Source organism: Streptomyces sp. NPDC043861 (assembly GCF_056435905.1).
The window spans coordinates 32,087-57,628 of the sequence record NZ_JBWKDP010000003.1 but is presented as its reverse complement, the minus strand read 5'-3'; the positions used below and the strand labels follow the sequence as shown (position 1 = coordinate 57,628).

Here is a 25,542-nt window from a genome sequence, read left to right as displayed (position 1 = left end):
ACGTCCGTATCTCGGCCTCTCTCATCTTCCGCCGGGCCCACGCCCCCTGCCATACGGCGGCGACTAACCTCGCCCCATGCCACCCGTGAAGCGCGCCCGCACCCGCAGTTACGACCCGGTCAAGACCCGGGCCGCGGTGCTGACCCAGTTCGGACAGGTGCGGGAGGCGGTGCGCACATTGACGCCCGAGCAGCTCGCGCTGCCCACCCGGCTCGGGGACTGGACCGTCCGCGAGCTGGCGGCCCACTTCGCGCTGGCCGTCGGCGCCGTCACCCGGCATGCGCGGCAGCCGGAGCCGCCGAGGAGGGAAGTCGCACTCCTGGACTGGCCGTCCACGACGGCAGAACGGGCCGGGGCGATCGACGAGGACACCCGGGCGATCGCCGATACGGCCGACGACCTCGAGGACCTGTACGGGCGGACCGCCACGGAGATCGCCGGCACCCTGGCGGACACCCCAGACGACCGGCTGATCCAGACCCGCACGGGAGCAATGCGCTTCGGGGACTACCTGGTCACACGCACCGTCGAACTGATCGTCCACACGGACGACCTGAACGCCGCGACCGGTCTCGGCGTCGGGTACGACCGGCAGGCGCTCGCCGCCTGTGTGCGGCTGCTCGCGGACGCCCTCGCCGTGAAGGCGCCGGGCGGCTCGGTGGAGGTGCGGATCCCGCCGTACGCCGTGGTGCAGTGCGTCGAGGGCCCCCGGCACACGCGCGGCACCCCGCCGAATGTCGTCGAGACCGATCCGCTGACCTGGGTCCGGCTGGCCACGGGCCGCACGGGGTGGGGCGAGGCGCTCGGAGCGGCGAAGGTGAGCGCGAGCGGCGAGCGCGCCGACATTTCGGTGTTGCTGCCCCTTCTTGGCTGAGGGAACCGGAGTCACAGCCGTATCGTCAGAGCGACATGCGAACCAAGCTGATCGTTCCCGGCGCGGCCGCCATGACCGCTGCCCTCACACTCACCGCGTGCGGCACCGAGTCGGGCGCGGGCAGCGGGGGTGGTTCCGTACGGCCCGAGCTGCCCCTCACCGGTGTCCACTGGTCCGTCGACAGCGTGACCGTCGACGGCAGGAAGACGGCCGCACCCGACAGTGCCCATCTGGAGATCGACACCAAGGGGCGGGCCGAGGGCAACTACGGCTGCAACCACTTCGGCGCCGATGCCACCGTCGACGGCGACACGATCACCGTCGGCCCCAGCAAGCGGACCGAGATGGCGTGCGGCAAGGACGTGGACGCCTTCGAGAGCGCCATGAGCAAGGCGTTCTCCGGCAAGCTCAAGGCCGAGCTCGCGGGCAGCGACCTCACCCTGACCACCGCGGCCGGCGACTCCATCGCCCTGACCAAGCAGAGTCCCGCGCCGCTCGTCGGCACCGAGTGGACCGTCACCTCGCTGCTGGACGGCGAAACGGCGGCCTCGGTGCCGGCCGGCACCCGGAAGAAGGCCCACTTCGTCCTCGGCAAGGACGGCTCCGTGCGCGGCAACCTCGGCTGCAACGCCTTCAGCGCCACGGCGAAGATCTCCGAGGCCGGATCCACCATCACCTTCGGCAGGCTGGCCACGACCCGCAGGATCTGCCCGGAGCCGCAGATGACGCTCGAGCGGGCGGTGAGCAAGGCGCTGCAGGGCAAGGCGACGTACGAGCTCAGTGGCCGCGCGCTGTCCCTGACCGCCGAAGGCGGCGAAGGGCTGACGGCGACCGCGGAATGAGCCGCGCCGCCGTGCACCGGCTCCGGAGCAGCAACCGGCGTACCGGCGGGAGCGGCCTCGTACCAGGGGCGCCTCGTGCCCGCAGGGCGAGCGGCGTACCGGCGGGAGCCGCCCCGCACCCGGACGATGCGGGTCCCCGTGGGCTTCCGGGGCGCGAGCCCGGCCCCCGCGTCCGGGGCCGGGCTCGATGCCCCATCCTCCTGAGAGGCACCGCACAGCGGCCCACGAGCAGCCCGCTCGGACGGCGCGGAGAGTGACATGCGGCACGCCGCCGGCCCCCGGCCGCACCTCCGTACGACCGCCCAAAGGCTTCATTGCGCGGCTTTTGTGTGAAACTCCGAAGTCGGCAACGTCGATTTTGCGCCGTCCCCAATTCGGACCAGTGGTCGATCTCGCCTACACTCGGTGCCGTGCCACGTGGTGACGGACGACTCAACCACGACCTGCTCCCCGGCGAGAAGGGCCCCCAGGACGCTTGCGGCGTCTTCGGTGTCTGGGCTCCGGGCGAAGAGGTCGCCAAGCTCACGTACTTCGGGCTCTACGCCCTCCAACACCGGGGCCAGGAATCCGCGGGTATCGCGGTCAGCAACGGCTCCCAGATCCTCGTCTTCAAGGACATGGGACTGGTCTCCCAGGTCTTCGACGAGACCTCCCTCGGCTCCCTCCAGGGTCATATCGCGGTCGGTCACGCCCGCTACTCGACCACCGGAGCTTCCGTGTGGGAGAACGCGCAGCCGACCTTCCGGGCGACCGCCAACGGTTCCATCGCGCTCGGCCACAACGGCAACCTGGTCAACACGGCCCGGCTTGCCGAGATGGTCGCCGACCTCCCCCGCAAGGACGGCCGCGCCACCCAGGTCGCTGCCACCAACGACACCGACCTCGTCACCGCGCTGCTCGCCGGACAGACCGACGACGACGGCAAGCCCCTCACAATCGAGGAAGCGGCCACCAAGGTCCTCCCCGACGTCAGGGGTGCCTTCTCCCTCGTCTTCATGGACGAGCACACGCTCTACGCCGCCCGTGACCCGCAGGGCATCCGCCCGCTGGTCCTCGGCCGGCTGGAGCGCGGCTGGGTGGTCGCATCCGAGAGTGCGGCCCTCGACATCTGCGGTGCGAGCTTCGTCCGCGAGATCGAGCCGGGCGAGCTCATCGCCATCGACGAGAACGGTCTCCGTACCTCGCGATTCGCAGAAGCGAAGCCCAAGGGCTGTGTCTTCGAGTACGTCTACCTCGCTCGTCCCGACACCGACATCGCAGGCCGCAATGTCTATCTCTCCCGTGTCGAGATGGGCCGCCGCCTCGCGAAGGAAGCACCCGCCGAGGCCGACCTCGTCATAGCGACGCCCGAATCCGGCACTCCTGCCGCGATCGGCTACGCGGAGGCATCCGGCATTCCCTACGGCGCGGGACTGGTCAAGAACGCCTACGTCGGCCGGACCTTCATCCAGCCCTCGCAGACCATCCGCCAGCTGGGAATCCGTCTCAAGCTCAACCCCCTCAAGGAAGTCATCAAGGGCAAGCGCCTGGTGGTCGTCGACGACTCGATCGTCCGCGGCAACACCCAGCGCGCACTGGTCCGGATGCTCCGCGAGGCCGGGGCCGCCGAGGTCCACATCCGGATCTCGTCGCCGCCCGTGAAGTGGCCGTGCTTCTTCGGCATCGATTTCGCCACCCGCGCCGAGCTCATCGCCAACGGGATGACCATCGACGAGATCGGTACCTCGCTCGGCGCCGACTCCCTCGCCTACATCTCCATCGACGGCATGATCGAGGCCACGACCATCGACAAGCCGAACCTCTGCCGTGCCTGCTTCGACGGCGAGTACCCGATGGAGCTGCCCGACCCCGAGCTGCTCGGCAAGCAGCTGCTGGAGACCGAGCTGGCGGGCGGCCCCGACGCCGCCGACGCGCTCCGTCGTCCGTGACCTCTCCAGGACCCGTTCCACCACCGATCGGAAAGATCCCAGGCATGTCTGCTGTGTTCGATCAGGGGACCCCGTCCCCGGGCGCGTCCGGTGCTTCCTACGCGGCCGCGGGTGTCGACATCGAAGCGGGCGACCGCGCCGTCGAGCTGATGAAGGAGTGGGTGAAGAAGACCCGGCGCCCCGAGGTCCTCGGCGGCATCGGCGGATTCGCCGGTCTCTTCGACGCCTCCGCCCTCAAGCGTTACGAGCGTCCGCTGCTCGCCTCCGCCACCGACGGTGTCGGCACGAAGGTCGATCTCGCCCGTCAGATGGGCGTGTACGACACGATCGGCCACGACCTCGTCGCGATGGTCATGGACGACATTGTCGTCTGCGGTGCGGAGCCGCTCTTCATGACCGACTACATCTGCGTCGGCAAGGTCCACCCCGAGCGCGTCGCCGCCATCGTCAAGGGCATCGCCGAGGGATGTGTCCTGGCCGGCACCGCTCTCGTCGGCGGCGAGACGGCGGAGCACCCGGGCCTGCTCGGCCCGGACGACTTCGATGTCGCGGGCGCGGGCACCGGTGTGGTGGAGGCCGACCGGCTGCTGGGCGCGGATCGTATCCGTACGGGGGACGTGGTGATCGCCATGGCGTCCTCCGGCCTTCACTCGAACGGGTACTCGCTCGTCCGCCACGTGGTCTTCGACCGGGCCGGCTGGACGCTGGACCGGGAGGTCCCGGAGTTCGGCCGGTCACTCGGCGAGGAACTGCTGGAGCCCACCAAGATCTACTCGCTGGACTGTCTGGCGCTGACCCGGACCACCGAGGTGCACGCCTTCAGCCACATCACCGGCGGCGGGCTCGCCGCCAACCTGGCACGCGTCGTTCCCGAGGCGCTGCACGCCGTGGTCGACCGCTCGAGCTGGGCCCCCGGGGCGGTCTTCGACGTCGTCGGCACGGCCGGTCAGGTCGAGCAGCTGGAGCTGGAGAAGACCCTGAACATGGGCGTCGGCATGATGGCCGTCGTGCCGCAGGCATCGGTGGACGTGGCGCTGACGACCCTCGCCGACCGCGGTGTCGACGCCTGGGTCGCGGGCGAGATCATCGAGCGCGGCGAGCACACCACGGGCGCGGCCCTGGTGAACACGTACGCGAGCTGAGAACGCCCGGCCGTGAGCCGAACAGCACAGAACCCGGTCCGGGGCTCGGCCCCGGACCGGGTTTCACGTGTGAGGCGTCAAGCGCCGCGGCGCTGAGATGACGAACCGGACTCGTCGTCTTCCTCGTCGTCCTCGTCCTCGTTGTACAGCTCCGCGTAGCGGGCGTACGGGTCGTCTTCCTCGTCGTCCTCGAACGGCTCACCGTTTGGCGGCTGGCTCGAAATCGGACTCGAAGTCGATGCGCCCAGCTCGTTGGCCAGACGCGACAGGTCAGTCCCGCCGCTGTTGTACTTCAGCTGGCGGGCGACCTTCGTCTGCTTGGCCTTGGCCCGGCCGCGCCCCATGGCTCGACCCCCTCGGTGACGGGGCTCGACGGCCCCAGAGTCTTGACACGCGTTCATGATTCAGAACGGGCTCTCCTCGGAGAGACCGGTCCGTAGAGCTTCAACGGTACCTGCTTCCGCGGCCATACGGTACGCCGCCCGCATGACGCGCCACCTCGCAGAACCGGCAAGGTGCCCCGTCCTCGCTGGTCAACCGCGATTTTAACCTCTTCTTGGCGGTCGACCCGCCGACCGGCGTGAGTCTTCTCTCCCCGGTCGGCGGATGTCCTGCCCGGATGCTAGGCGCGGCGCGCCTCCGCCATCCGCTGCTCGGCGATCCGGTCGGCCGCCGCGGCAGGCGGAATACCGTCGTCCTTCGCGCGTGCGAATATTGCCAGCGTGGTGTCGAAGATCTTCGCGGCCTTCGCCTTGCACCGGTCGAAGTCGAAGCCGTGCAGCTCGTCGGCGACCTGGATCACGCCGCCCGCGTTCACGACGTAGTCCGGCGCGTAGAGGATGTGGCGGTCGGCGAGATCCTTCTCGACGCCGGGGTGCGCGAGCTGGTTGTTGGCGGCGCCGCACACCACCTTCGCTGTCAGGACGGGCACGCTCTCGTCGTTCAGCGCACCGCCGAGCGCACACGGGGCGTAGATGTCCAGCCCCCCGATGGCCTCCGCGCGGATCAGCGCGTCGGTGTCCCTGGCCACCATGACCTGCGGGAACCGGTCGGTGATGCGACGCACCGACTCCTCACGCACGTCCGTGATCATGACCTCGGCGCCGTCCTCCAGCAGATGCTCGACCAGGTAGTGGCCCACCTTGCCGACGCCCGCGACACCGACCTTGCGGCCGCGCAGGGTCGGGTCGCCCCACTGGTGCTGTGCGGAGGCGCGCATGCCCTGGAAGACGCCGTAGGCGGTGAGGACGGACGAGTCTCCCGCGCCACCGTTCTCGGGGGAGCGGCCGGTGGTCCACTTGTTCTCGCGCGCCACGATGTCCATGTCGGCCACGTAGGTGCCGACGTCGCAGGCCGTGACGTAACGGCCACCGAGCGAGGCGACGAAACGGCCGTACGCCAGCAGCAGTTCCTCGGTCTTGATCCGCTCCGGGTCCCCGATGATCACCGCCTTGCCGCCGCCGTGGTCGAGACCGGCCATGGCGTTCTTGTACGACATGCCCCGGGAGAGGTTCAGCGCGTCGGCGACGGCCGCTTCCTCGGAGGCGTAGGGGTAGAAGCGCGTCCCGCCGAGGGCCGGGCCCAGGGCGGTCGAGTGGATGGCGATGACGGCCTTCAGGCCACTGGCGCGGTCCTGGCACAGCACGACTTGCTCGTGGCCACCCTGGTCCGAGTGGAACAGGGTGTGCAGGACGCCGTCGGTCACATCGGTCACGGTGGTGACTCCCAAGTACGAAGCGGCGATTGAGGGCCCTCCGTGTGGCCTCCCCCGTGCTTTTGGCCGGGGAAAGGATGGGGAGGGACCGGTTGGGCAAGAGAGTAAGTCCTACGGGGGCGTAGATCCGACCCAGTGCCGAGGATCACCCTCTCCTGGAGTACGTGCGTGGAAGGATCTGCACATGCCGGCTGTCACCTCCGTGCTCGTCCCGTACGCCTCCTACCTGCGCGTGTACGAGCCGCTGGCGGCCTTTCCCGAACCGGAGCGGGGCCACTGGGCACGCTACGCCCGCAGCGGCCGCACGCCCACGGCCCAGGACGAACTCCGGCGCTCGCTCGCGGACCTCCTGCCGACCCCGCCGGTGCCGGTGCCGGTCCACGAGAGCGCGGACGCCTTCGTCACCGAGGTGGACGGGGTGGTCTGCGTCTGCCCCTGGCGCACCCGGCTGCGCGGCTGGCTGGCCCTGGAGGAGCTGACGGCCATGCTGCCGGCGCCGGTGCTGGACGCCGTGCTGCCCCCGGTGGTGCGCGGGCAGGCCGTGGCGGACTTCGAGGCGTGGCGTGACAGGAACCCCGATGCGCGCCCCTGGATCAGGACCGCGGTGTGGCAGGTGCCGGTGCGCTGGTTCACCCTCTTCGCGGACGAGGAGCGCGAGTACGAGCCGGGGGACGTGCCGGGGGAGCCGCCGGTGCTGCGCTACCGGACGCCGATGGTGCAGGCCAGGCGCAGACTGGCGCGTGCGCTGAGGACGCTGAGGGAGTCCATCGACGAGGGTCCTCTCACGGAGGGCCTGGTGGATGTGGGGCGATGGCTGGAAGAGTTCCATCCGCGCTCACTGGTCGAGCTCGACTACGGCGGACTCGTCCATGCCCTCGCGCCGGAGCAGCTCGCCGGGGACCGCTCGGCGGCGGACGTCGCCGAGGGGATCGCGGCGCTGAGGGCCGGTGACGACGAGGGTGCGGGCGAGGCGTACGGACGGCTGACCGACCGCTGGCGGGCGGTCCGCGACCGCCAGTTCGCCAACTGATGAGCCGGTCGTGCGGCCCCAACAGCACATGACCCGGACGTAGGTCTTGATCCGGGCCTTTCGTCCAAGCGTGACGGACAGCACTAAGTCGTCTCTTGCGTCCCTCGCCCACCCTCGTGCCAAAATAGGACAAGGAGTCCGGGGAGGGTTCCTTCCGCCTGATTCAAGGTGGATTACTCAGCATTGCACTCTATGGGGGGTCTGATGACTCCTGATCGCTCTGTGACTGATCGTCACTGTGAGGTGACTGTCCGTTATGACACGGTCCATCGGCTTCCGCCGCTGATGAACACCTGAGAGGGCAATTCCATCGGTTTGGCCGACGTGGCTGGACAGATGGTGTAGTTGTAGTGCCGAGGACAAGCCGTTCGTCCTATAACCGACTCGGCCCGCGTCCGCCATTTCGGGCAACGCGGGTCAAGGTGCAGAATTTAGAGGAAAGAACCGAGAAGGTTCGGTTCTCCCGAGGAGGCCGCTCATGACCGCTCGCACCCCTGATGCCGAGCCGCTGCTGACCCCGGCTGAGGTTGCCACGATGTTCCGCGTGGACCCGAAGACGGTCACCCGCTGGGCCAAGGCTGGCAAGCTCACGTCCATCCGAACCCTCGGTGGACATCGCCGGTACCGCGAGGCAGAGGTCCGCGCACTGCTTGCGGGTATTCCGCAGCAGCGCAGCGAGGCCTGACACCCCGATAGCAGGGCGCAGCCGGGACCCCCAATCCCGCGGCCCTCACAGAGCTCGACACGGCGGGCGCCTGCCCCAACAGGTTTCGTCGTCGATCGCGCTGGACTCCGCCGGGTCCAGCGCGATCTTTTTTGTGCGCGCGAGGGCGGCCCCTGCGAGGGTCCCCGAAACCGCTCCGTACCGTCCGGTAGCCGGTGCAATTGCACATATTAAATTGGCCCGTTGTAGGGAGCGTGTAAGTTCACCTGCTCTGAAAAGTCATTCGGTGACTCCCGTCACATGCCCGACGGGTTGCGCTGGTCGTCGTGTGCGGCCGACTCCCCGGGCTCGGTCTGTCCGGCGCACTCGACCGCCTCCGTCGCATCGGTCGCGTCCTCCGGCTCCGCGAGCCCGCCCGGCTCCATGGCGAGGCGCAGCAGTCGATGGCACACCGGACAGTGCCGGGTCAGATGCCGATAGCCGGAGACAGCCGCCAGATGGGCGCGCAGCAGCGCCCGGGTCTCATGCCTCGCTGTGGATGCCGCCATGCGCCACCTCCGCGGTCCGGGGCCCCGTACCCCTGTCATGACTGGGTACCTGTGGCAAGTGGCTCCGTCAATACGCCAGAAGGCCCGCACCGTTCGGTGCGGGCCTTCAATCACTGCGGTCCTGACGGGATTTGAACCCGCGGCCTCCACCTTGACAGGGTGGCGAGCACTCCAAACTGCTCCACAGGACCAGGTTTCGCAGCCCGGTACTTCGTTGGCTGCGAGAGAGACTGTACAGCAGGTCAGAGGGTCCGGTCGAACTCACTCAAGGCGACGGCCGTGTCACGGCGCAGCGGCGTCGATCGCCTTGACGATGCGCTTGTCGGAAACGGGATACGCCGTCCCCAGAGCATGCGCGAAATAGCTCACACGCAGCTCTTCGATCATCCAGCGGATGTCCCGCACCTCCTGCGGCACCGGCCGGCCCTGGGGCATCTGTTCCAGCAGCCAGGCGTACTCGTCCTGCATCTCGTGGACCTTCTCCATGCGCGTCGTGTCCCGCTGGACGGCCGTCGGCATCTGCTGCAGCCGGCGGTCCACCGCGACGAGGTAGCGCATCAGGTCCGGGAGGCGGCGCAGTCCCGTACGTGTGACGAAACCGGCAGGCATGAGGGCCGCCAGCTGCTCGCGCACGTCCTGGACGTTGTTGACCAGGGTCAGGCTGTTCGTGGCCTTCAGACGGCGCTCACAGGCCTGCCAGGCGGCCAGGATCTGCCCGACCTGGTCCACCGTGCGCACGGTCGTGTCCACGAGGTCCGCGCGGACCTTGTCGTACAGCTTGCGGAACGACTCCTCGTCCCAGGCGGGACCGCCGTGGTCGGCGATCAGCCTGTCCGCCGCCGCGGTCGCACAGTCGTCGAAGAGGGCCTGGACGGAGCCGTGCGGATTGCGCGAGAGGGCGAGCTTCTGCTGGTTCGTCAGCCGGTCGGAGGCGAACTTCGCGGGGTTGACCGGAATGTTCAGCAGCACCAGCCGGCGTGTTCCCTGCCGCATCGCCGCGGCCTGCTCCGCCTCGCTGTCGAAGAGCCGCACGGCAACGGACTCACCCTGGTCGACCAGGGCCGGGTACGCCTTGACCGGCTGCCCGGCGCGCCGGGTCTCGAAGACCTTCGCCAGCGCCCCGATCGTCCAGTCCTTCAGCCCGGTCCGCTCGATGGCGTCCCCGCCCGAACGCTCGGCGGTGGCAGCGGCGGCCTTGGAGAGCGCCTGGCGGGCCTTCGGCCGCAGCCTGAGCCTCAGGGCCTCCAGGTCCTTGTCCTCGGCCAGATTGCGACGGCGCTCGTCGACGATACGGAACGTGATCTTCAGATGGTCCGGGACCTTGGTGAAGTCGAAGTCGTCGCCCGAGACCGGCACGCCGACCATGCGCTGGAGCTCACGCGCGAGCGTGACCGGCAGCGGCTCCTGCAAGGGAACCGCCCGCTCCAGGAACGCCTTGGCGTAATTGGGCGCGGGTACGTAGTGGCGGCGGATCGGCTTCGGGAGCGAGCGGATCAGTTCCACGACGACCTCTTCGCGCAGACCGGGGATCTGCCAGTCGAAGCCCTCGTCGGTGACCTGATTGAGGACCTGGAGCGGGATGTGGACGGTCACGCCGTCCTTCCCCTCGCTTCGCTGGGTATGCCCCATGTCCGCACCCGGCTCGAACTGGTAGGTGACGCGGAACTTCAGCGGCCCCTGCCGCCACGAGTCCGGGTAGTCGTCCTTCGTGACCGCCCCGGCCTTCTCGTTGATGAGCATCTCGCGCTCGAAGTCGAGGAGTTCCGGATCTTCGCGGCGTCTGTGCTTCCACCAGGAGTCGAAGTGGGCCCCGGACACGACATGCTCGGGCACCCGCTGGTCGTAGAAGTCGAACAGCGTCTCGTCGTCCACGAGGATGTCGCGGCGCCTGGCCCGGTGCTCCAGCTCCTCGACCTCGGTGAGCAGCTTGCGGTTGTCCGAGAAGAACTTGTGGTGGGTGCGCCAGTCACCCTCGACGAGTGCGTTGCGGATGAACAGCTCGCGACTCGTCTCCGGGTCGATCCGCCCGTAGTTGACCTTGCGCTGGGCGATGATCGGGACGCCGTACAGCGTGACCTTCTCGTACGCCATGACCGCAGCCTGGTCCTTCTCCCAGTGCGGCTCGCTGTAGGTGCGCTTGACGAGATGCTCGGCGAGCGGCTCGATCCACTCGGGCTCGATCCTCGCGTTGACCCGGGCCCAGAGGCGGGACGTCTCCACCAGCTCGGCGGACATGATGAACCGTGGCGGCTTCTTGAAGAGGGCCGAACCGGGGAAGACGGCGAACTTGGCGTTGCGGGCGCCCAGATAGTCGTTCTTCGCCGTGCTCCTCCCGCTTTCCCCGCCTGCGTCCTTGATGTCCTTCATTCCGATGTGGGAGAGGAGGCCCGCCAGGAGCGAGATGTGCACCTGCTGGTCCGGGGCGTCGTCCTCGTTCGGATGGATGTCCATCTGTCTGGCGACCGTACGCAGCTGTGTGTAGATGTCCTGCCATTCACGGATGCGCAGGAAGTTCAGGTACTCCTGCTTGCACATCCGGCGGAAGCTGGAGGAGCCGCGCTCCTTCTGCTGCTCGCGGATGTACCGCCACAGGTTGAGGAAGGCCAGGAAGTCGCTCGTCTCGTCCTTGAAACGGGCGTGCAGCTGATCGGCCTGCGCCTGCTTGTCGACGGGACGCTCGCGCGGGTCCTGGATGGAGAGCGCGGCGGCGATCACCATGACCTCGCGGACACAGCCGTTCTTGTCGGCCTCGACGACCATCCGGGCCAGGCGCGGGTCGACCGGAAGCTGCGCGAGCCTGCGTCCCAGCTGGGTCAGCCGCGGCCCCTTCCGCCCCTCCTGGGGGGACTTCTGTGCCAGGTCCAGCGCGCCCAGCTCCTGGAGGAGCTGCACGCCGTCGCGGATGTTGCGGTGGTCCGGCGGGTCGATGAAGGGGAACTTCTCGATGTCGCCGAGGCCGGCCGCGGTCATCTGGAGGATGACGGACGCCAGGTTCGTACGGAGGATCTCCGCGTCCGTGAACTCGGGCCGGGACAGGAAGTCGTCCTCGGAGTACAGCCGGATGCAGATGCCGTCGGACGTACGGCCGCAGCGGCCCTTGCGCTGGTTGGCGCTGGCCTGGCTGATGGCCTCGATGGGGAGGCGCTGGACCTTGGTGCGATGGCTGTAGCGCGAGATGCGGGCGGTGCCCGGATCGATGACGTACTTGATGCCCGGGACGGTCAGCGATGTCTCCGCCACGTTCGTCGCGAGGACGATGCGGCGCCCGGAGTGCGCCTGGAACACACGGTGCTGCTCCGCGTGCGAGAGGCGGGCGTAGAGAGGGAGGACCTCGGTGTGGCGCAGGTTCTTCTTGTTCAGCGCGTCCGCGGTGTCGCGGATCTCGCGCTCTCCGGAAAGGAAGACCAGGACGTCGCCCGGCCCCGCCTTCTGGAGCTCGTCGACGGCGTCGCAGATCGCGGTGATCTGGTCGCGGTCGGAGTCCTCGGAGTCCTCTTCGAGCAGCGGGCGGTAGCGGACCTCGACGGGGTAGGTGCGACCGCTCACCTCGACGATGGGCGCATCCCCGAAGTGCCGGGAGAAGCGCTCGGGGTCGATGGTCGCGGAGGTGATCACGACCTTGAGGTCGGGCCGCTTCGGCAGCAGCTGGGCCAGATACCCGAGCAGGAAGTCGATGTTGAGGCTGCGCTCATGGGCCTCGTCGATGATGATCGTGTCGTACGCGCGCAGCTCGCGGTCGGTCTGGATCTCGGCGAGCAGGATGCCGTCCGTCATCAGCTTGACGAAGGTGTCCTGGCCGACCTGGTCGGTGAACCGGACCTTCCAGCCCACGGCCTCGCCGAGAGGGGTGCGCAACTCCTCCGCCACGCGCTCGGCGACCGTGCGGGCGGCGATCCGCCTCGGCTGGGTGTGACCGACCATGCCGCGCACGCCCCGGCCGAGCTCCAGACAGATCTTGGGGATCTGGGTCGTCTTTCCCGAGCCCGTCTCACCGGCGACGATCACGACCTGATGGTCCCGGATCGCCGCGAGGATCACGTCCCTCTTCTGACTGACCGGAAGCTGCTCGGGATACGTGACCTCGGGCACCCGTGCCGCGCGCTCGGCGGTGCGGGCAGCGGCCTTGGCGACCTCCGCCGCGATCTCGTCCAGCACGGTCTGCCGGGCTTCGGGCTTGCGGATACGGCGGGTGCCTTCGAGCCGCCGCCCGAGCCGCTGCGCGTCGCGCAGCGAGATCTCGGCCAGCTGGTTCTGCAGATCGGCGAAGGAAGTAGACATACGGAATCCAGGATCGCACCCGCGCGAGCGGACTGGCGAACCCATTTCCGAGGGCGGGTCGCCCGGCCCGGGGCCGGGCCCCATGGGCCCGTACGATTGCGGAACACATCCACGGACCCGACGGACGCGACGAACAGGAGATCCGCCGCCCATGCCCAGCGCCGGCAGCCGGTTGAGCCGCGTCTTCGCGGCCGTGGCGGTGCTGACGGCGGTGTGGTGCGGTGTGCTCCTGGGCGCGGACGCGAGCGGCGCGCTCACCGGCGACGAAGCGACGCGCGGCGTGGGCACGGCGCACATGCAGGCGGTGAACGACGCCCCGGCGACCGCGGTCATGGGGGCCCCGGCCGCCGGCCAGGGGACGCCCGGCTGCGACGACGGCTCCCGGGACGACGGCGGGCCGAGCCCCGCCACCCCGCCCCGCGGTTCCTCCTCGTACGAACTGCTGCCCGCACTGCACACGCCCCCGACGGCGTCCGGCTGCCGGGTCGCCGACGACGCCGTGCCCCGTGTCGTGACGGTGCGCGGACCGCCGGCCGTGGCCGCCCCGAGCCCGATGGATCTCTCCGTCCTGCGCGTATAGGCGCGGCCCAGCCGTGCCCAGCCCACCCCTTTGCGTCCAGGAGAGATCGACCAGTCATGCCCAAATCCCCGTCCGGCACGTCCGCCATGTCCGACAGGCCTGCCATGTCCCGCAAGGTCCGTGATCCGCGCAGGACCGCAGCTTCCGGCAAGCCGTTCGTGCTCGGTGCCGCAGTCGCCGCCGCGGCCGTGCTCCTCGGCATCGTCTCGTACACGGCCACCAGGCCCGCCGATCCCACGGCGCCCGGCAGCGCAGCCGTCACCGCAGAGTCCGGTGACCCCCGGGCCGGGGTCTACCCCGAGTTGGAGAAGCTCGCCCGGCGCGACGCCGGGGACCCCCTCGCCCTGGGACGCCCGGAGGCACCCGTCGTCATGGTCGAGTACGCCGACTTCAAGTGCGGCTACTGCGGGAAGTTCGCGCGGGACACCGAACCGGCGCTGGTGAAGAAGTACGTCGACGACGGCACCCTCCGCATCGAGTGGCGCAACTTCCCGATCTTCGGCGAGGAGTCCGAGAAGGCGGCACGCGCTGCCTGGGCCGCAGGGCAGCAGGGCCGCTTCTGGCAGTTCCACAAAGCCGCGTATGCCGACGGCGCGAAGGAGAAGGGCTTCGGCGAGAAGCGGCTGAGGGAACTCGCCGAGCAGGCGGGCGTCGGGGACCTGGACCGCTTCACCCGCGACAGCGGGAGCGACGCGGCGCGGCAGGCCGTGGCGAAGGACCAGGAGGAGGGGTACGGACTGGGCGCGACGTCCACACCCTCGTTCCTGGTGAACGGCCGCCCGATCGCGGGCGCACAGCCGCCGGGGACGTTCACGGACGCGATCGAGGCGGCCCTGGCCGACGCGGGGAGGACCGCGGGTCCGAAGGGAGCGGCGGGCAGGTGAGCGGCATCGGATACCTCGCCGCCTTCCTCGGCGGCCTCCTCGCCCTGCTCAGCCCGTGCAGCGCCCTGCTGCTCCCCGCGTTCTTCGCGTACTCGATCGGCACGACGACCAGGCTCGTTGCACGCACCTGCATCTTCTACGCGGGCCTTGTGACGACCCTGGTGCCGCTCGGTGTCGCGGGTTCGTTCGCCGGACGGCTGCTCCACGGCCACCGTGATCTGCTGGTCACCGCCGGAGGCTGGCTGATCATCGCGCTGGGAGTGGCCCAGCTGCTCGGGATGGGCTTCGCTTCCCGTCGTCTCACCGAGGCCGGTGGCCGAATCCGCCCCACCACCGCGGTCACCGTCCACGCCCTCGGCATGGTCTACGGCCTGGCCGGCTTCTGTGCGGGGCCGATCCTGGGCAGTGTGCTCACGGTCGCGGCCGTCGGCGGCAGCCCCGCCTACGGCGGTGTGCTCCTCGCCGTCTACGCCCTCGGCATGGCCGTGCCGCTGTTCGTCCTCGCCCTGCTCTGGGAGCGCTGCCGACTGGGCGAACGAACATGGCTGCGCGGCCGGACGATCCGTGCGGGGCGCCTCACCCTGCATACGACGACAGCCCTTTCGGGGCTGTTCTTCATCGCCCTGGGCGGGATCTTCCTCGCCTTCGACGGTACGACGGCCCTGCCGGGGCTGCTCTCGGTCGACGACTCCTACACGGCCGAGGAATGGGCCTCGGAAATCGGCCGCGCGGTCCCGGACTGGGCCCTGCTGGTCCTCGTCGTGGCGATCGCCGCCATCGTGACGGCCGTCCGTGGGCGGCGCAGTCGCGAACGGACGTAACGGCCGCCGGTGAGGGGCCTGCGGACGCGAGCCCCTCACCACGGCCGGTCGGGGCTGCGGCGGTGGCCGGGGTCGAACCGGCGACCGAAGAGACCGCGAGACCGTACCGCTCACCCGAGACGACGGCGCCCGACCTGGCAGACCGATCACCCCTGCGCGGACCTCTGCGGAGCAGCACGGCGGGCGTCGGCGCAGTGACCTTGGACGGCAGGGCGATCGAACGGGCCCAGTGGGCCCGGTACCGGTGGGCGTACCCCGACACGAGAACACCCCCGCCGAAGATCTTCGACGGGGGTGTCTGCCCTGTTGGGGCTGCGGTGGCCGGGGCCGGGGTCGAATCGGCGACCTTCCGCTTTTTCAGGCCGTGTCTGCGCTGGAGTGAGCCTGATCACAGGGTGAGCCGGTGGTCGTCGTCGGCTGTGGTTGTTCGCTGGTGTTGGCGTACGGGTTGGCGTAGCCCTGCGGCATCCATTCCGGCTATTCACCTGGGCTGACAACGGCCCTGAGCCGTGCAAGGCGCTGGCGTCGAGTCCGGGCGGTATCGAGCATGAGGGGTGGCTCTCGCACTCTGTCGAGTCGTGCTGCTTACTTGCCCATCAAGATCAAATATTCCTATTGTCCAGCCCATCGGCACATGCTGAACTGGCCCGTGTACGGGGTACCGAGGAAAGGGCTGGCACATGACTGCCGTGCTCAGCACAGGGTGGGACAGCGTACGGCAGCGGGCCAGGCTCAGCGCCCAAGCCCCCAGGGGCGCCGCCCCGGCAGAGCGGCTGACCGCGCTCGGGCGGGCAGAGCTGCTTGGGCGGCTGCGTTGGGAAGTCATCCAGGGCGGCTCCCTGTTCCTGAGCTATCCCCAACTGCTTGATGGAGCTGCCTTCGCCGTGCTCCGGCCCGCCGCACTCCTCGACGAGTTGGCGATTCGGGCGATCGGCGGTGGTGCGATGCTGCCGATCCGGGTGAACTCCCGGAACGCAGACTTAGCCGGGCAGCTGATCGCGATGCTCTCGACCGGTTTCCTCTTCTCTTCCCTCCCGATCCCCGACGAACAGTGCCTGCGACTCCAGCGGGAGCTGGCTGCCCACGCGGACAGCGAGGCTGCGGTCACGGCTCTCGCCGCGGAGGGCCCCGTCGATATGGCGGACCGGCTGCTCGCGGCGACCGGGGTCCTCGACACTCCGCTGCGGCTCCGCACAGTCGCCCGGTGGGGTGACTGGCTGGAGGCCGCCCAGCAGGGCCTCCTGGAGGTCAGTCCCCTCGTGCCGGCCGACTACGCGACTGCGTACGCGATGCGGCCTCCGCCGTGCCCGGAGGACACAGCCAGTCACGAGGGTCGGGCGGTGCTCACTGCCTGGACCAGCGGGGAGTTCGACGTGAACGGCCTGCCCAGCCGTAGCCGCCTGTACGAGAGCCTGGACTCCCTGCTGCGCTCCGGTGACCCCGCGGCGCAAGCGGACGCGCAGATGCTGCGAGAGTCCTTCGACGAGACGTACTACCGAGCCATTGCGGTGAGCGAAGGCTGCCTGCTCGGGATGCCCTCGCCTCGACGTGGCGTCCGACGCCGGGAGGCAACGACGCTCGAGGAGCAGATGCCGGTCGTGATCTATCCGACCCGGTTCGAGCTGCGGCTCGGCTTGATGAGCGGGGAGCAGTGGCAGCGTTACGCCGATGATGCGGCCGAGGCCCTCACCAGGTGGTGGCAGCAGCGCGACCTCACCGCGTTGCAGGAGGTGGGCGACCTGCTTGGGGAGCGTACGAAGGAGCCACCGTCCGGTGGCTCGAACGAGGTGCCGGTGACCCGTCTCCAGCGGTTCGTGCAGACCACACGACGGGTCACGCCTCAGATGGTTGCGGGTGGGGGGATGGGTCTGGCGTCTAGCCTGCTCGGGGACGGGGTAGCCGCAGGGTTCGCAGGTGGCGCAGGCGGAGTGCTGGCGCCGGTCGCCGTCGCGGCCGTATCCGCCGGGCTGCACCGCCTGGCGGACTTTCGAGGGCGGTGCGACGTGATAGAGCTCCCTGGGCTGCTCGGAGGAGGGCCTAGTGGACGCTGAGGCGCCACGCACGCACACCCGCAGGGCCTTCATTGATGCCGACGGCGGGCGGTGGTGTGAGGTGTACCTCGATACCTACCGCTTGCCGTCCGGCGCCGAGACTGTCCGGCACCGCATCCGTGTTGGCGGTGGCCGTACAGGAGTCGTGGTGCTGGCCCGACGAGGTGACGACATTCTGATGGTCCGTCAGTGGCGACCGACGGTTGGCCGGTGGGCCTGGGAACTGCCGCGAGGCTTTGGCGAGACCGATCCTGCCTCAGATGCGCTGCGCGAACTGGTTGAGGAGGCCGGACTGGTGGGCTCCACAGCGGCTGTAGTGGCGTACCTGGACGTCGACTCCGGCATGCTGGAGAACGAGGTTGCCGTTGTCGAGGTCACGGTTCAGGGTGACGCGCCACTGCGACCCGGCTCGGTCGGCGACGGTGAGATCGCCTCCGCGCGCTGGTGGACTCCACGCGAAATCGCGAAGGCGATCCGTATCGGAGAGCTGCGGGATGGCTTCACGCTCGCCGCGCTCGGGGCATCCGCCGCGGTCCGCGGCTAGGAGGGGTGGGCGGCCACGCCGGTGTTGGCGTACGGGTTGGCGTACGCCTGCGAGCCCGTGCGGGCCCGGGCGACGTCACTCATGCCGAGGATGATCGAGTCCGCACCGGAACAGCTGAGCGCATCTTGCTTGCCGGGCACCTCCTCCCGCTCCGTCTCGTGCGCCCCCGGGTGCGGCGGACCGAGGCAGAGCTGTGGGCGGAGTACGCGGAGATCCTGCCGGTAGTTCCCGGCTCCCTGCTGGACCTGACGGTGAAGGTGCGGGCCGCCGAGGCGGACGCCCCCACCGACCTGCGCTGGGACGCGGTCGACCTGGACCGCGAGACCCTCATCGTGGACCGCGCGCTCCAGCGCGTGGGCAGGGAACTGCGACTGGTCAAGCCCAAGACCCTCGCATCAGTCCGCACCGTCCCCCTCCCGCCCGTCGTCGTGAAGGCGCTCACCGAGCACTGCGAGCGGCAGGCGCAGGAGCGAGCAGCGGCCGGTATCGACTGGGAGAGAACGGGCTGATCTTCACCTCGCGGATCGGCACCCCGCTGGAGCCGGACAACCTCCGGCGCAGCTGGTACCCGCTCCGGAAGCGGCTCGGGCTGGAGATCCGCTTTCACGATCTCCGACACTCGGCCGTCTCGCTCCTGCTCGATCTCGGGGTGCCGCCGCACATCGTCCGGCAGATCGTCGGCCACAGCGACATCGGGGTGACGATGAAGGTCTACGCCCATGCCTCGCTGGACGCGCAGCGGAAGGCGCTCCGGAAGCTGGGGGACACCCTCGCCTGATCGCAAGCCACGCGTAGGGAATCTGCCAGGTGGCCCTACTCGTATTGGTGATCTTGTCGCGGAGTCGCTGAAACCCGTGGTCGTAGTCGTCATCGTCGGTGTCGAGGGGACGTGAATCTCAGGATGAGGGGAGAGCGCTATGCGTGCCAGCAAAGGGGACAGGCTCGTCGTTCATGGGCGGACTGTCGGGAAGATGGATCATGTTGTGGAGATCGTCGAAGTTCTTGGGCCGGACGGGACACCGCCGTACAGGGTGAGGTCTGAGAACGGCCACGAGACGATCATGTCTCCAGGGCCTGACTCTGTGGTCGACCATCGCAGGGCCAGCGATCACGGTTAGCTGAGTGAGCCGTTGGCGTAGCCGACACGAAAACACCCCCTCGGGAGAATCCCGGAGGGGGTGTTTGCCCTGTTGGGGCTGCGGTGGCTGGGGCCGGGGTCGAACCGGCGACCTTCCGCTTTTCAGGCGGACGCTCGTACCAACTGAGCTACCCAGCCACGCAGCTCTTGCGAGCTGCAGCGGTCCTGACGGGATTTGAACCCGCGGCCTCCACCTTGACAGGGTGGCGAGCACTCCAAACTGCTCCACAGGACCAGAGGTGATGCATTGTGCGAGAGTCAGTCTCGCACACGGTTGTGCGTGCCCCCAACGGGATTCGAACCCGTGCTACCGCCTTGAAAGGGCGGCGTCCTGGGCCACTAGACGATGAGGGCTAAGGCCCGCCTGGGCGCTTAGCAGCGCGTCGGGGACGTGAGAAGCATATGGGATGCGGGGAGCTATCGCCAAAACGGTTTCGGCGCGGCCGGTGGCCGCCCCGGAGAGGCCCGTCCGGCGGGTCCCTGAAAACGCCCCACGGCGCGGCCGGGCTCCCGGGCCGCGTCTTCCGGAGGAGGGCGGCGGCAGTCCTTCCCGGGGTTCCGTGGGCGCGCTCACCCGGCAGGTTTCGTGGCAGGCGGCCGCGAGGGCTTCGCCGCCCGGCCCGGGTCCGTGGCCAGATGGCGGCTGACTTCGGCCGTCGTGAGGCCCAGACCACCCAGGGTGATCTCGTCCCAGGCCTGCAGCCGACGGGTGTCCCGGTCCAGGTAGAGGACGGAGGTGCGGACCTTCTCCGGCTGTTTGTTCTGGACCGCCCGCAGGCCGCCGCCGCCCGTGGACCCCTCGATCTTGAGACGGGTGCCGAGAGGGAGGAGTTCGGATTCGCGGTGGTGGACGTGGCCGGCCAGCGCGAGTGGCACCTCGCCGTCGGCCTCCCGGGCGGCGACGGGGTTGTGGGCGACCGCGATGTCGGCGGGGGTGCCCGCGCGGTGCTGGTCGCGCAGGGCGGAGGCGAGGCGGATGCCGGCCATTCGTTCGGCGGGGTCGCCGGGCGCAGCCACCGAGCGGTCGGGTGTGAACTGCGGGTCGCCCGTCCCCGCCACCCGTAGGCCCGCGACGGTGACGGCCCGGCCCTCGTCGAGGACGTGGACGTTCTCGAGGCGCTGGAGGTAGCGCTGGGTGGCGAGCGAGTCGTGATTGCCCCGGACCCAGACGTAGGGCGCTCCGAGATCGGGGATCGGGTCGAGGAAGGTGTTCTCGGCGGAGGTGCCGTGGTCCATGGTGTCGCCGGAGTCGATGATGAGATCGATCCCGTACTGCTCCACGAGCGAGCCGATGATGTGCCAGGCGGCCGGGTTGAGATGGATGTCCGACACGTGCAGGACCCGGATCGTCCCCGGGTCCGGCTGATAGACGGGCAGCGTGGACGTCGCGTCGTACAGCTTGGTGACGTTGGTGACGAGGCGCGCCAACTCCTTCTGGTAGACGTCGAATTCGGTGACGATCGAGCGGGCATTGCCGACCACGGACGGCGCGGACGACAGAAGCCCCGAGAACTTCGGCTCGAGCACGGACTTCGGGTTCCAGGTGGCGTACGCGCTGATGCCGGAGGCCGCGAGGAGGGCCAGCGCCAGACCGCCGGCCGCGAGTGCGCGGCGCGGACGGCGATAGACCGCCAGGCCGAGAGCCGTGGCACCCGAGACGACGGCGATGCAGGAGCGCCACGCAAGATCGCGGGTGCCGTCGGCGACGTCCCGGGTGACCTCCTCCTGGAGGCCGGAGAGCCGTTCCGGATGCTCGACCAGGGCCTGGGAGCGTGCCGGGTCGAGCTGCTCCACATCGACGTCGAGGCGGATGGGCGCGACGTGGGAGTCCAGCTCCAGGGCGCCGAGCGGGGACACGTTGATCTTCGTGCCGCCGGAGAGGGAGGGACGCAGGGTCATGCTCGTGTCCATCGGCCCCACGGGGGTACGGACGCTGCCGACGATCAGCAGTCCCAGCCAGGCGCCCGTCAGGACGACCGCGACCAGGGCGAGTGCCCGTCGGAGCGGCCGGCGCACAGTCCCGTCGGGCAGGCCGGTGGCGGGCGAGGGGAGGGCGGGCGGACGCGCCTCCCGGGCGACCGCGCCGGTCGGATACGAGCGGCGTCGGCGACAGCGGTCGCGCAGTCGGGTCATCGTGGCACGGAGCTGTTCAGGAGCGCGGCGGGCCATTGGTCCCGTATGCCCAGGTGCGGCGGCTGGTATGCCGTACGACTTCGGCGCACGTACTGCGTGACAATGGCCAGGTGCTGGAGATGACGCGCGAGGAGTTCGAGGAACTGGTCGCCGAGGCGCTGGACAGGATCCCGCCGGAGCTGACACGGCTGATGGACAACGTCGCGGTGTTCGTCGAGGACGAACCGCCCGCCGACGATCCCGAGCTGCTCGGGCTCTACGAGGGGACTCCGTTGACCGACCGCGGTGAGTGGTACGCGGGCGTGCTGCCGGACCGGATCACCATCTACCGGGGGCCGACGCTCAGGATGTGCGAGTCGAGGGAGGACGTCGTCGTCGAAACGGAGATCACGGTGGTGCACGAGATCGCCCATCACTTCGGGATCGACGACGAGCGCCTGCACGCGCTGGGGTACGGGTGAGCCGGCCCCACCCCGGACCCGGCGAGGCCATCGACCCGGACATCGATCTGCATGTCCCCGCGCAGGTCGAGGAGACCGCGGGCAGCCGGAAGTGGAAGGTGCTCGCCGTGATTTCGGCGGGCGGGGTGCTCGGGGCATGTTCCCGGTACGGAGTGTCGCTGCTCTGGCCGTCCCACTGGGCGACGTTCGCCGTGAACGTCCTGGGAAGCGCGCTCATCGGCGTGCTGATGGTGCTGGTCGGTGAACGCGCGGTGGTCACGCGTCCGCTCGTACGGCCGTTCCTGGGGGTCGGGGTGCTCGGAGGGTTCACCACCTTTTCGACGTACGCGCTCGATGTCGCGGAGCTGCTGGAGCGTCAGCAGGCCCGTGAGGCCGCCGTGTACGCGGTCGCGACCGTGGCCGGGGCGCTGGGTGCGGTCTGGTCGGGGGCGGCCGTGACACGGCGGGTGGTGGGTCCGCGGTGAACTGGCTGCTCGTGGTCGTCGGTGCCGCGGTCGGTGCTCCGCTGCGCTATCTGACGGACCGTGCGGTGCAGGTGCGGCACGACTCGGTCTTCCCGTGGGGAACGCTCGTCGTGAATGCGGCCGGGAGCCTTCTGCTGGGCGTGCTCGCCGGGGCCGCGGTCGGCTCCGGGACGCACGCCCTGCTCGGCACCGGGCTGTGCGGGGCGCTCACCACGTACTCGACGTTCTCGTACGAGACGCTGCGGCTGGCCGAACGCGGCTGGGGCTTCCTGGGGGCGGCGAACGTCGCCGCGTCGCTGCTGATCGGGCTGGGCGCGGTGCTGCTGGGCGCCGATCTGGCCGGCGGGCTGGGCCGGTAGGGGCCGCGCGGGCGTGTCCCCGGTGGGGCAAAGGGAGTTGGGCAGGGAGACCAGGTCCCGTGTCCCGGAGGTGCCGCCCGTGCGCCAGTTGTCCCGTCCCGGCCGTTGTGCCGTATTGGTCGCCACCGCCCTGGCGGTCGCGGCTTCCGCAGGGTGCATAAGCGTGGGTGGCGACGGCGACCCGCCGCCGTCCTCGACGTCCCCGCGCCAGCGCGGGGCGGCGGCGGAGCCGGACGGCGGTGGCGCCGCGCCCGGGGGTGCTGCGGGAACCGGACGTACGGGCATGGGCGGCGCCGCGCAGTCCGGCCGGGCCGGGGACAAGGGCAAGGGCGCGTCGCCGGGGGCGAGCCCCAGTGCGTCCGCGGCGCCGTCCGTGCGCCCGCAGGCCGGCGGCGGGACCGGTGCGAAGCCGCCCTCTCCGCAGTGGCCCACGCACCCTCCGGGCCGGCCGAGCGAGCCCGAGGACCCCACACAGCCCCCGGGCGAGCCGACTCCGCCCGAGGAGTCGCCCCCGCCGGAGCCCGAGCCGGAGCCGACGGAGGTACCGACCGATCCACCGACCGCCTCACCGGCGGCCGAGACGCAGTTGGGCGCGATGCAGGCCGCCGACGACGAGTCGGTACCGTGGGCGGAGCCGACGGCGTCCCCGCAGATGAGCCCCGAGTAGCGGCCCGGACCGTGGGCCCGGCGACGAGCTCCGGCTGCGGCGGCCTGTGGTCCCGCCGGTGGGCCTCCTCGTCGGTCCTGGCCCGTCGGGTCCTGCTCGGCTGGTCCTGGTCGGTCGGCAGTCGGGCATCGGGTCGTGAGCCGGCCCGCTCGGCCCGCTCGGCCCGCTCGGCCCGATCGGCCGGCACGGTGCATGGGCTGCGGCGCGTGGCAGGGCGTCGGCCCGGAAGCGCCCGCACGGCCGGGTGTGACGAGCACCGCACGTATCCGGTTTGCCTTCGACGGCCAGGAGTGCGTATGGTGGTAGATCGTTTGATCCCATTTGCCCGGCGCCACCACAGAAGCGCGCCGCGTGTGGCGCGTACTCTCCCTTGCCGTGGCTGACCGCATTGAGGCGGTCGAATTGCGAATCACGGAGTTTGGGCGCGTGCCGAGACTCCGGAAGGTTTCGCATTTCGCATGTCCATTTCCAGTTCTGACCGTGCCGTCCTGCCCGAGAACGACCAGATCGCGGAGACCGTCGACGAGGCGGTTCTGACCGACGACACGGCTGTCGAGGCCGAGGCTGCCGCCGAGGCCGAGACCCCCGAGGTGACCTTCGGCGACCTCGGTCTCCCCGAGGGCGTCGTCCGCAAGCTCGCCCAGAACGGTGTCACCGTCCCGTTCCCGATCCAGGCCGCGACCATCCCGGACGCCCTGGCCGGCAAGGACATCCTGGGCCGTGGCCGTACCGGCTCCGGCAAGACCCTCTCCTTCGGTCTGCCGACCCTCGCCACGCTGGCCGGCGGCCAGACCGAGAAGAAGAAGCCCCGCGCCGTCATCCTCACCCCGACCCGTGAGCTCGCGATGCAGGTCGCGGACGCGCTCCAGCCGTACGGCGACGTCCTCGGCCTGAAGATCAAGGTCGTCTGCGGCGGTACGTCGATGGGCAACCAGATCTACGCGCTCGAGCGTGGCGTGGACATCCTCGTCGCCACCCCGGGCCGCCTGCGCGACATCATCAACCGCGGTGCCTGCTCCCTCGACCAGGTGCAGGTCGCGGTCCTCGACGAGGCCGACCAGATGTCGGACCTGGGCTTCCTGCCCGAGGTCACCGAACTGCTCGACCAGGTGCCCGAGGGCGGCCAGCGCATGCTCTTCTCCGCCACCATGGAGAACGAGATCGGCACGCTGGTCAAGCGCTACCTGAAGAACCCGGTCAGCCACGAGGTCGACAGCGCCCAGGGCAACGTCACGACCATGACGCACCACGTCCTCGTCGTGAAGCCGAAGGACAAGGCGCCGGTCACTGCCGCCATCGCCGCCCGCAAGGGCCGGACGATCATCTTCGTGCGTACGCAGCTGGGAGCCGACCGTATCGCCGAGCAGCTCATCGAGGCGGGCGTGAAGGCTGACGCGCTGCACGGCGGCATGACGCAGGGCGCCCGTACCCGCGTCCTCGCCGACTTCAAGGACGGCTACGTCAACGCGCTCGTCGCCACCGATGTCGCCGCCCGCGGCATCCACGTGGACGGCATCGACCTCGTGCTCAACGTGGACCCTGCCGGGGACCACAAGGACTATCTGCACCGCTCGGGCCGTACCGCCCGCGCGGGCCAGTCCGGCACCGTCGTCTCGCTGGCGCTTCCGCACCAGCGCCGCCAGATCTTCCGCCTGATGGAGGACGCGGGCGTCGACGCCTCGCGCCACATCGTCGGCGGAGCCGGCGCCTTCGACCCGGAGGTCGCCGAGATCACCGGTGCCCGTTCGCTGACCGAGGTCCAGGCCGACTCCGCGAACAACGCGGCCAAGCAGGCCGAACGTGAGGTCGCCCAGCTCACCAAGGAGCTGGAGCGCGTCCAGCGCCGTGCCGCCGAACTCCGCGAGGAGGCCGACCGCCTGGTCGCCCGCGCCGCGCGCGAGCGGGGCGAGGACCCGGAGGCCGCGGTCGCCGAGGTGACGGAGGCGGCCGAGGCGGAGGTCGAGGCTGCGGCCGCGGCTGCCGTCGGGGCCGAGCCGGTGCGCGAGACCCGTGAGGAGCGGCCGTCGCACCGCGACGAGCGGGGCAACTACGAGCGCCGTGACCGTGGTGGCTACCGCCGCGACGACCGTCGGGACGGTGACCGTGGCGGCTTCCGCCGCGACGACCGCCCCTCGGGCGGCTTCCGCCGGGACAACGACCGTCGGGACAACGACCGTCCCTCGGGCGGTTTCCGCCGCGACGACCGTCGGGACGGTGACCGTGGCGGCTTCCGCCGCGACGACCGCCCCTCGGGTGGCTTCCAGCGCCGGGACAACGACCGTCGGGACGACCGTCGGGACGGTGACCGTGGTGGCTTCCGCCGCGACAACGACCGTCGGGACAACGACCGTCCCTCGGGCGGTTTCCGCCGCGACGACCGTCGGGACGGTGACCGTGGCGGCTTCCGCCGCGACGACCGC

23 protein-coding genes, 4 tRNA genes and 1 pseudogene are annotated in these 25,542 nt (G+C 70.0%); 18 read left to right on the top strand and 10 right to left on the bottom strand.

Annotated features, from left to right (window positions below; translation table 11 throughout):
* Nucleotides 1-76: 76 nt before the first annotated feature.
* The 4 genes from AC068D_RS07775 to purM all read left to right on the top strand — a co-directional run bounded on the left by AC068D_RS07775 (nucleotide 77) and on the right by purM (nucleotide 4,786).
* Entirely contained in the window at nucleotides 77-874 is a 798-nt protein-coding gene (locus AC068D_RS07775; RefSeq protein WP_478822077.1) for a maleylpyruvate isomerase family mycothiol-dependent enzyme, read from the top strand.
* Nucleotides 875-909: 35 nt separating this feature from the next.
* Nucleotides 910-1,716, top strand: a complete 807-nt coding sequence (locus AC068D_RS07770; protein WP_478822076.1) for an META domain-containing protein — start codon at nucleotides 910-912, stop codon at nucleotides 1,714-1,716.
* 410 nt (nucleotides 1,717-2,126) lie between these two features.
* Nucleotides 2,127-3,644 (top strand): amidophosphoribosyltransferase, encoded by a 1,518-nt coding sequence (gene purF / locus AC068D_RS07765; protein WP_478822075.1) that lies wholly within the window; start codon nucleotides 2,127-2,129, stop codon nucleotides 3,642-3,644.
* A 44-nt stretch (nucleotides 3,645-3,688) separates the two neighbouring features.
* A complete protein-coding gene (gene purM / locus AC068D_RS07760) occupies nucleotides 3,689-4,786 on the top strand; it encodes a phosphoribosylformylglycinamidine cyclo-ligase (protein ID WP_478822074.1) in 1,098 nt (365 codons plus the stop codon).
* A 77-nt stretch (nucleotides 4,787-4,863) separates the two neighbouring features.
* Here purM and AC068D_RS07755 read toward each other — a convergent pair whose 3' ends face one another.
* On the bottom strand, nucleotides 4,864-5,130 hold the full coding sequence (locus AC068D_RS07755) for a DUF3073 domain-containing protein (RefSeq protein ID WP_478822073.1): 267 nt from the start codon (nucleotides 5,128-5,130) through the stop codon (nucleotides 4,864-4,866).
* Between the two features lie 278 nt (nucleotides 5,131-5,408).
* Nucleotides 5,409-6,500 (bottom strand): Leu/Phe/Val dehydrogenase, encoded by a 1,092-nt coding sequence (locus AC068D_RS07750; RefSeq protein ID WP_478822072.1) that lies wholly within the window; start codon nucleotides 6,498-6,500, stop codon nucleotides 5,409-5,411.
* A 184-nt stretch (nucleotides 6,501-6,684) separates the two neighbouring features.
* Between AC068D_RS07750 and AC068D_RS07745 the strand changes: the two genes are divergently transcribed.
* Nucleotides 6,685-7,530 (top strand): DUF8083 family protein, encoded by an 846-nt coding sequence (locus tag AC068D_RS07745; RefSeq protein ID WP_478822071.1) that lies wholly within the window; start codon nucleotides 6,685-6,687, stop codon nucleotides 7,528-7,530.
* 478 nt (nucleotides 7,531-8,008) lie between these two features.
* Nucleotides 8,009-8,215, top strand: coding sequence for a developmental transcriptional regulator BldC (gene bldC / locus AC068D_RS07740; RefSeq protein WP_003949541.1), 207 nt, complete (start codon nucleotides 8,009-8,011; stop codon nucleotides 8,213-8,215).
* A gap of 275 nt (nucleotides 8,216-8,490) precedes the next feature.
* On the opposite strand, the gene AC068D_RS07735 is transcribed toward bldC, so the two are convergent.
* The 3 genes from AC068D_RS07735 to hrpA all read right to left on the bottom strand — a co-directional run bounded on the left by AC068D_RS07735 (nucleotide 8,491) and on the right by hrpA (nucleotide 13,020).
* Complete coding sequence (locus tag AC068D_RS07735) at nucleotides 8,491-8,742, bottom strand: DUF6274 family protein (RefSeq protein ID WP_478822070.1); 252 nt, start codon at nucleotides 8,740-8,742, stop codon at nucleotides 8,491-8,493.
* A gap of 116 nt (nucleotides 8,743-8,858) precedes the next feature.
* Nucleotides 8,859-8,933: transfer RNA gene (locus tag AC068D_RS07730), tRNA-Asp, on the bottom strand.
* A gap of 91 nt (nucleotides 8,934-9,024) precedes the next feature.
* Nucleotides 9,025-13,020, bottom strand: a complete 3,996-nt coding sequence (gene hrpA, locus AC068D_RS07725; RefSeq protein ID WP_478822069.1) for an ATP-dependent RNA helicase HrpA — start codon at nucleotides 13,018-13,020, stop codon at nucleotides 9,025-9,027.
* A 151-nt stretch (nucleotides 13,021-13,171) separates the two neighbouring features.
* Between hrpA and AC068D_RS07720 the strand changes: the two genes are divergently transcribed.
* The 5 genes from AC068D_RS07720 (at nucleotide 13,172) to AC068D_RS07700 (ending at nucleotide 17,900) form a co-directional block, all read left to right on the top strand.
* Nucleotides 13,172-13,600: a hypothetical protein gene (locus AC068D_RS07720; protein WP_478822068.1), complete on the top strand. Its 429-nt coding sequence runs from the start codon at nucleotides 13,172-13,174 to the stop codon at nucleotides 13,598-13,600.
* A gap of 104 nt (nucleotides 13,601-13,704) precedes the next feature.
* A complete protein-coding gene (locus AC068D_RS07715) occupies nucleotides 13,705-14,484 on the top strand; it encodes a DsbA family protein (protein ID WP_478822592.1) in 780 nt (259 codons plus the stop codon).
* Nucleotides 14,481-15,305 carry a cytochrome c biogenesis CcdA family protein gene (locus AC068D_RS07710; RefSeq protein WP_478822067.1) on the top strand — a complete coding sequence of 275 codons (825 nt, stop codon included), beginning with the start codon at nucleotides 14,481-14,483 and terminating at the stop codon, nucleotides 15,303-15,305. Before AC068D_RS07715 ends, AC068D_RS07710 begins: the two co-directional genes overlap by 4 nt.
* Nucleotides 15,306-15,985: 680 nt before the next feature.
* Entirely contained in the window at nucleotides 15,986-17,356 is a 1,371-nt protein-coding gene (locus AC068D_RS07705) for a hypothetical protein (RefSeq protein WP_478822066.1), read from the top strand.
* Complete coding sequence (locus tag AC068D_RS07700; protein ID WP_478822065.1) at nucleotides 17,346-17,900, top strand: NUDIX hydrolase; 555 nt, start codon at nucleotides 17,346-17,348, stop codon at nucleotides 17,898-17,900. The genes AC068D_RS07705 and AC068D_RS07700 overlap by 11 nt, the downstream gene beginning before the upstream one ends.
* Here AC068D_RS07700 and AC068D_RS07695 read toward each other — a convergent pair.
* On the bottom strand, nucleotides 17,897-18,040 hold the full coding sequence (locus AC068D_RS07695) for a hypothetical protein (protein WP_478822064.1): 144 nt from the start codon (nucleotides 18,038-18,040) through the stop codon (nucleotides 17,897-17,899). The genes AC068D_RS07700 and AC068D_RS07695 overlap by 4 nt on opposite strands.
* A gap of 150 nt (nucleotides 18,041-18,190) precedes the next feature.
* On the opposite strand from AC068D_RS07695, the pseudogene AC068D_RS07690 reads away from it, so the two are divergent.
* Together AC068D_RS07690 and AC068D_RS07685 are read left to right on the top strand one after the other, a co-directional pair.
* Nucleotides 18,191-18,678 (top strand): annotated as a pseudogene (locus tag AC068D_RS07690) (site-specific integrase); the annotation flags it as partial.
* Nucleotides 18,679-18,817: 139 nt separating this feature from the next.
* On the top strand, nucleotides 18,818-19,018 hold the full coding sequence (locus AC068D_RS07685) for a DUF1918 domain-containing protein (RefSeq protein ID WP_478822063.1): 201 nt from the start codon (nucleotides 18,818-18,820) through the stop codon (nucleotides 19,016-19,018).
* 84 nt (nucleotides 19,019-19,102) lie between these two features.
* Here the strand turns inward: AC068D_RS07685 and AC068D_RS07680 are convergent.
* The 4 genes from AC068D_RS07680 to AC068D_RS07665 form a co-directional block, all read right to left on the bottom strand.
* Nucleotides 19,103-19,176: transfer RNA gene (locus AC068D_RS07680), tRNA-Phe, on the bottom strand.
* 22 nt (nucleotides 19,177-19,198) lie between these two features.
* Nucleotides 19,199-19,273 (bottom strand) — tRNA-Asp (locus AC068D_RS07675).
* Nucleotides 19,274-19,319: 46 nt separating this feature from the next.
* A tRNA-Glu gene (locus AC068D_RS07670) sits at nucleotides 19,320-19,392 on the bottom strand.
* Between the two features lie 216 nt (nucleotides 19,393-19,608).
* Complete coding sequence (locus tag AC068D_RS07665; protein ID WP_478822062.1) at nucleotides 19,609-21,207, bottom strand: metallophosphoesterase family protein; 1,599 nt, start codon at nucleotides 21,205-21,207, stop codon at nucleotides 19,609-19,611.
* A gap of 74 nt (nucleotides 21,208-21,281) precedes the next feature.
* Between AC068D_RS07665 and AC068D_RS07660 the strand changes: the two genes are divergently transcribed.
* The 5 genes from AC068D_RS07660 to AC068D_RS07640 form a co-directional block, all read left to right on the top strand.
* Nucleotides 21,282-21,632: a metallopeptidase family protein gene (locus tag AC068D_RS07660; RefSeq protein WP_478822061.1), complete on the top strand. Its 351-nt coding sequence runs from the start codon at nucleotides 21,282-21,284 to the stop codon at nucleotides 21,630-21,632.
* Nucleotides 21,629-22,096, top strand: a complete 468-nt coding sequence (locus AC068D_RS07655; protein WP_478822060.1) for a fluoride efflux transporter FluC — start codon at nucleotides 21,629-21,631, stop codon at nucleotides 22,094-22,096. Before AC068D_RS07660 ends, AC068D_RS07655 begins: the two co-directional genes overlap by 4 nt.
* Nucleotides 22,093-22,455, top strand: a complete 363-nt coding sequence (locus tag AC068D_RS07650) for a fluoride efflux transporter FluC (RefSeq protein WP_478822059.1) — start codon at nucleotides 22,093-22,095, stop codon at nucleotides 22,453-22,455. Before AC068D_RS07655 ends, AC068D_RS07650 begins: the two co-directional genes overlap by 4 nt.
* A 163-nt stretch (nucleotides 22,456-22,618) precedes the next feature.
* Nucleotides 22,619-23,122 (top strand): hypothetical protein, encoded by a 504-nt coding sequence (locus tag AC068D_RS07645; protein WP_478822058.1) that lies wholly within the window; start codon nucleotides 22,619-22,621, stop codon nucleotides 23,120-23,122.
* A 458-nt stretch (nucleotides 23,123-23,580) separates the two neighbouring features.
* Nucleotides 23,581-25,542: DEAD/DEAH box helicase (locus tag AC068D_RS07640; RefSeq protein WP_478822057.1), on the top strand; the 1,962-nt coding region annotated here is incomplete at its 3' end.

Coding starts and splice junctions, on each gene's coding strand:
- AC068D_RS07775 (WP_478822077.1), top strand. CDS start 77: ATGCCACCCGTGAAGCGCGCCCGCACCCGCAGTTACGACCCGGTCAAG.
- AC068D_RS07705 (WP_478822066.1), top strand. CDS start 15,986: ATGACTGCCGTGCTCAGCACAGGGTGGGACAGCGTACGGCAGCGGGCC.
- AC068D_RS07735 (WP_478822070.1), bottom strand. CDS start 8,742: ATGGCGGCATCCACAGCGAGGCATGAGACCCGGGCGCTGCTGCGCGCC.
- AC068D_RS07720 (WP_478822068.1), top strand. CDS start 13,172: ATGCCCAGCGCCGGCAGCCGGTTGAGCCGCGTCTTCGCGGCCGTGGCG.
- purM (WP_478822074.1), top strand. CDS start 3,689: ATGTCTGCTGTGTTCGATCAGGGGACCCCGTCCCCGGGCGCGTCCGGT.
- hrpA (WP_478822069.1), bottom strand. CDS start 13,020: ATGTCTACTTCCTTCGCCGATCTGCAGAACCAGCTGGCCGAGATCTCG.
- AC068D_RS07685 (WP_478822063.1), top strand. CDS start 18,818: ATGCGTGCCAGCAAAGGGGACAGGCTCGTCGTTCATGGGCGGACTGTC.
- AC068D_RS07715 (WP_478822592.1), top strand. CDS start 13,705: ATGTCCCGCAAGGTCCGTGATCCGCGCAGGACCGCAGCTTCCGGCAAG.
- AC068D_RS07770 (WP_478822076.1), top strand. CDS start 910: ATGCGAACCAAGCTGATCGTTCCCGGCGCGGCCGCCATGACCGCTGCC.
- bldC (WP_003949541.1), top strand. CDS start 8,009: ATGACCGCTCGCACCCCTGATGCCGAGCCGCTGCTGACCCCGGCTGAG.
- AC068D_RS07745 (WP_478822071.1), top strand. CDS start 6,685: ATGCCGGCTGTCACCTCCGTGCTCGTCCCGTACGCCTCCTACCTGCGC.
- AC068D_RS07755 (WP_478822073.1), bottom strand. CDS start 5,130: ATGGGGCGCGGCCGGGCCAAGGCCAAGCAGACGAAGGTCGCCCGCCAG.
- AC068D_RS07665 (WP_478822062.1), bottom strand. CDS start 21,207: ATGGCCCGCCGCGCTCCTGAACAGCTCCGTGCCACGATGACCCGACTG.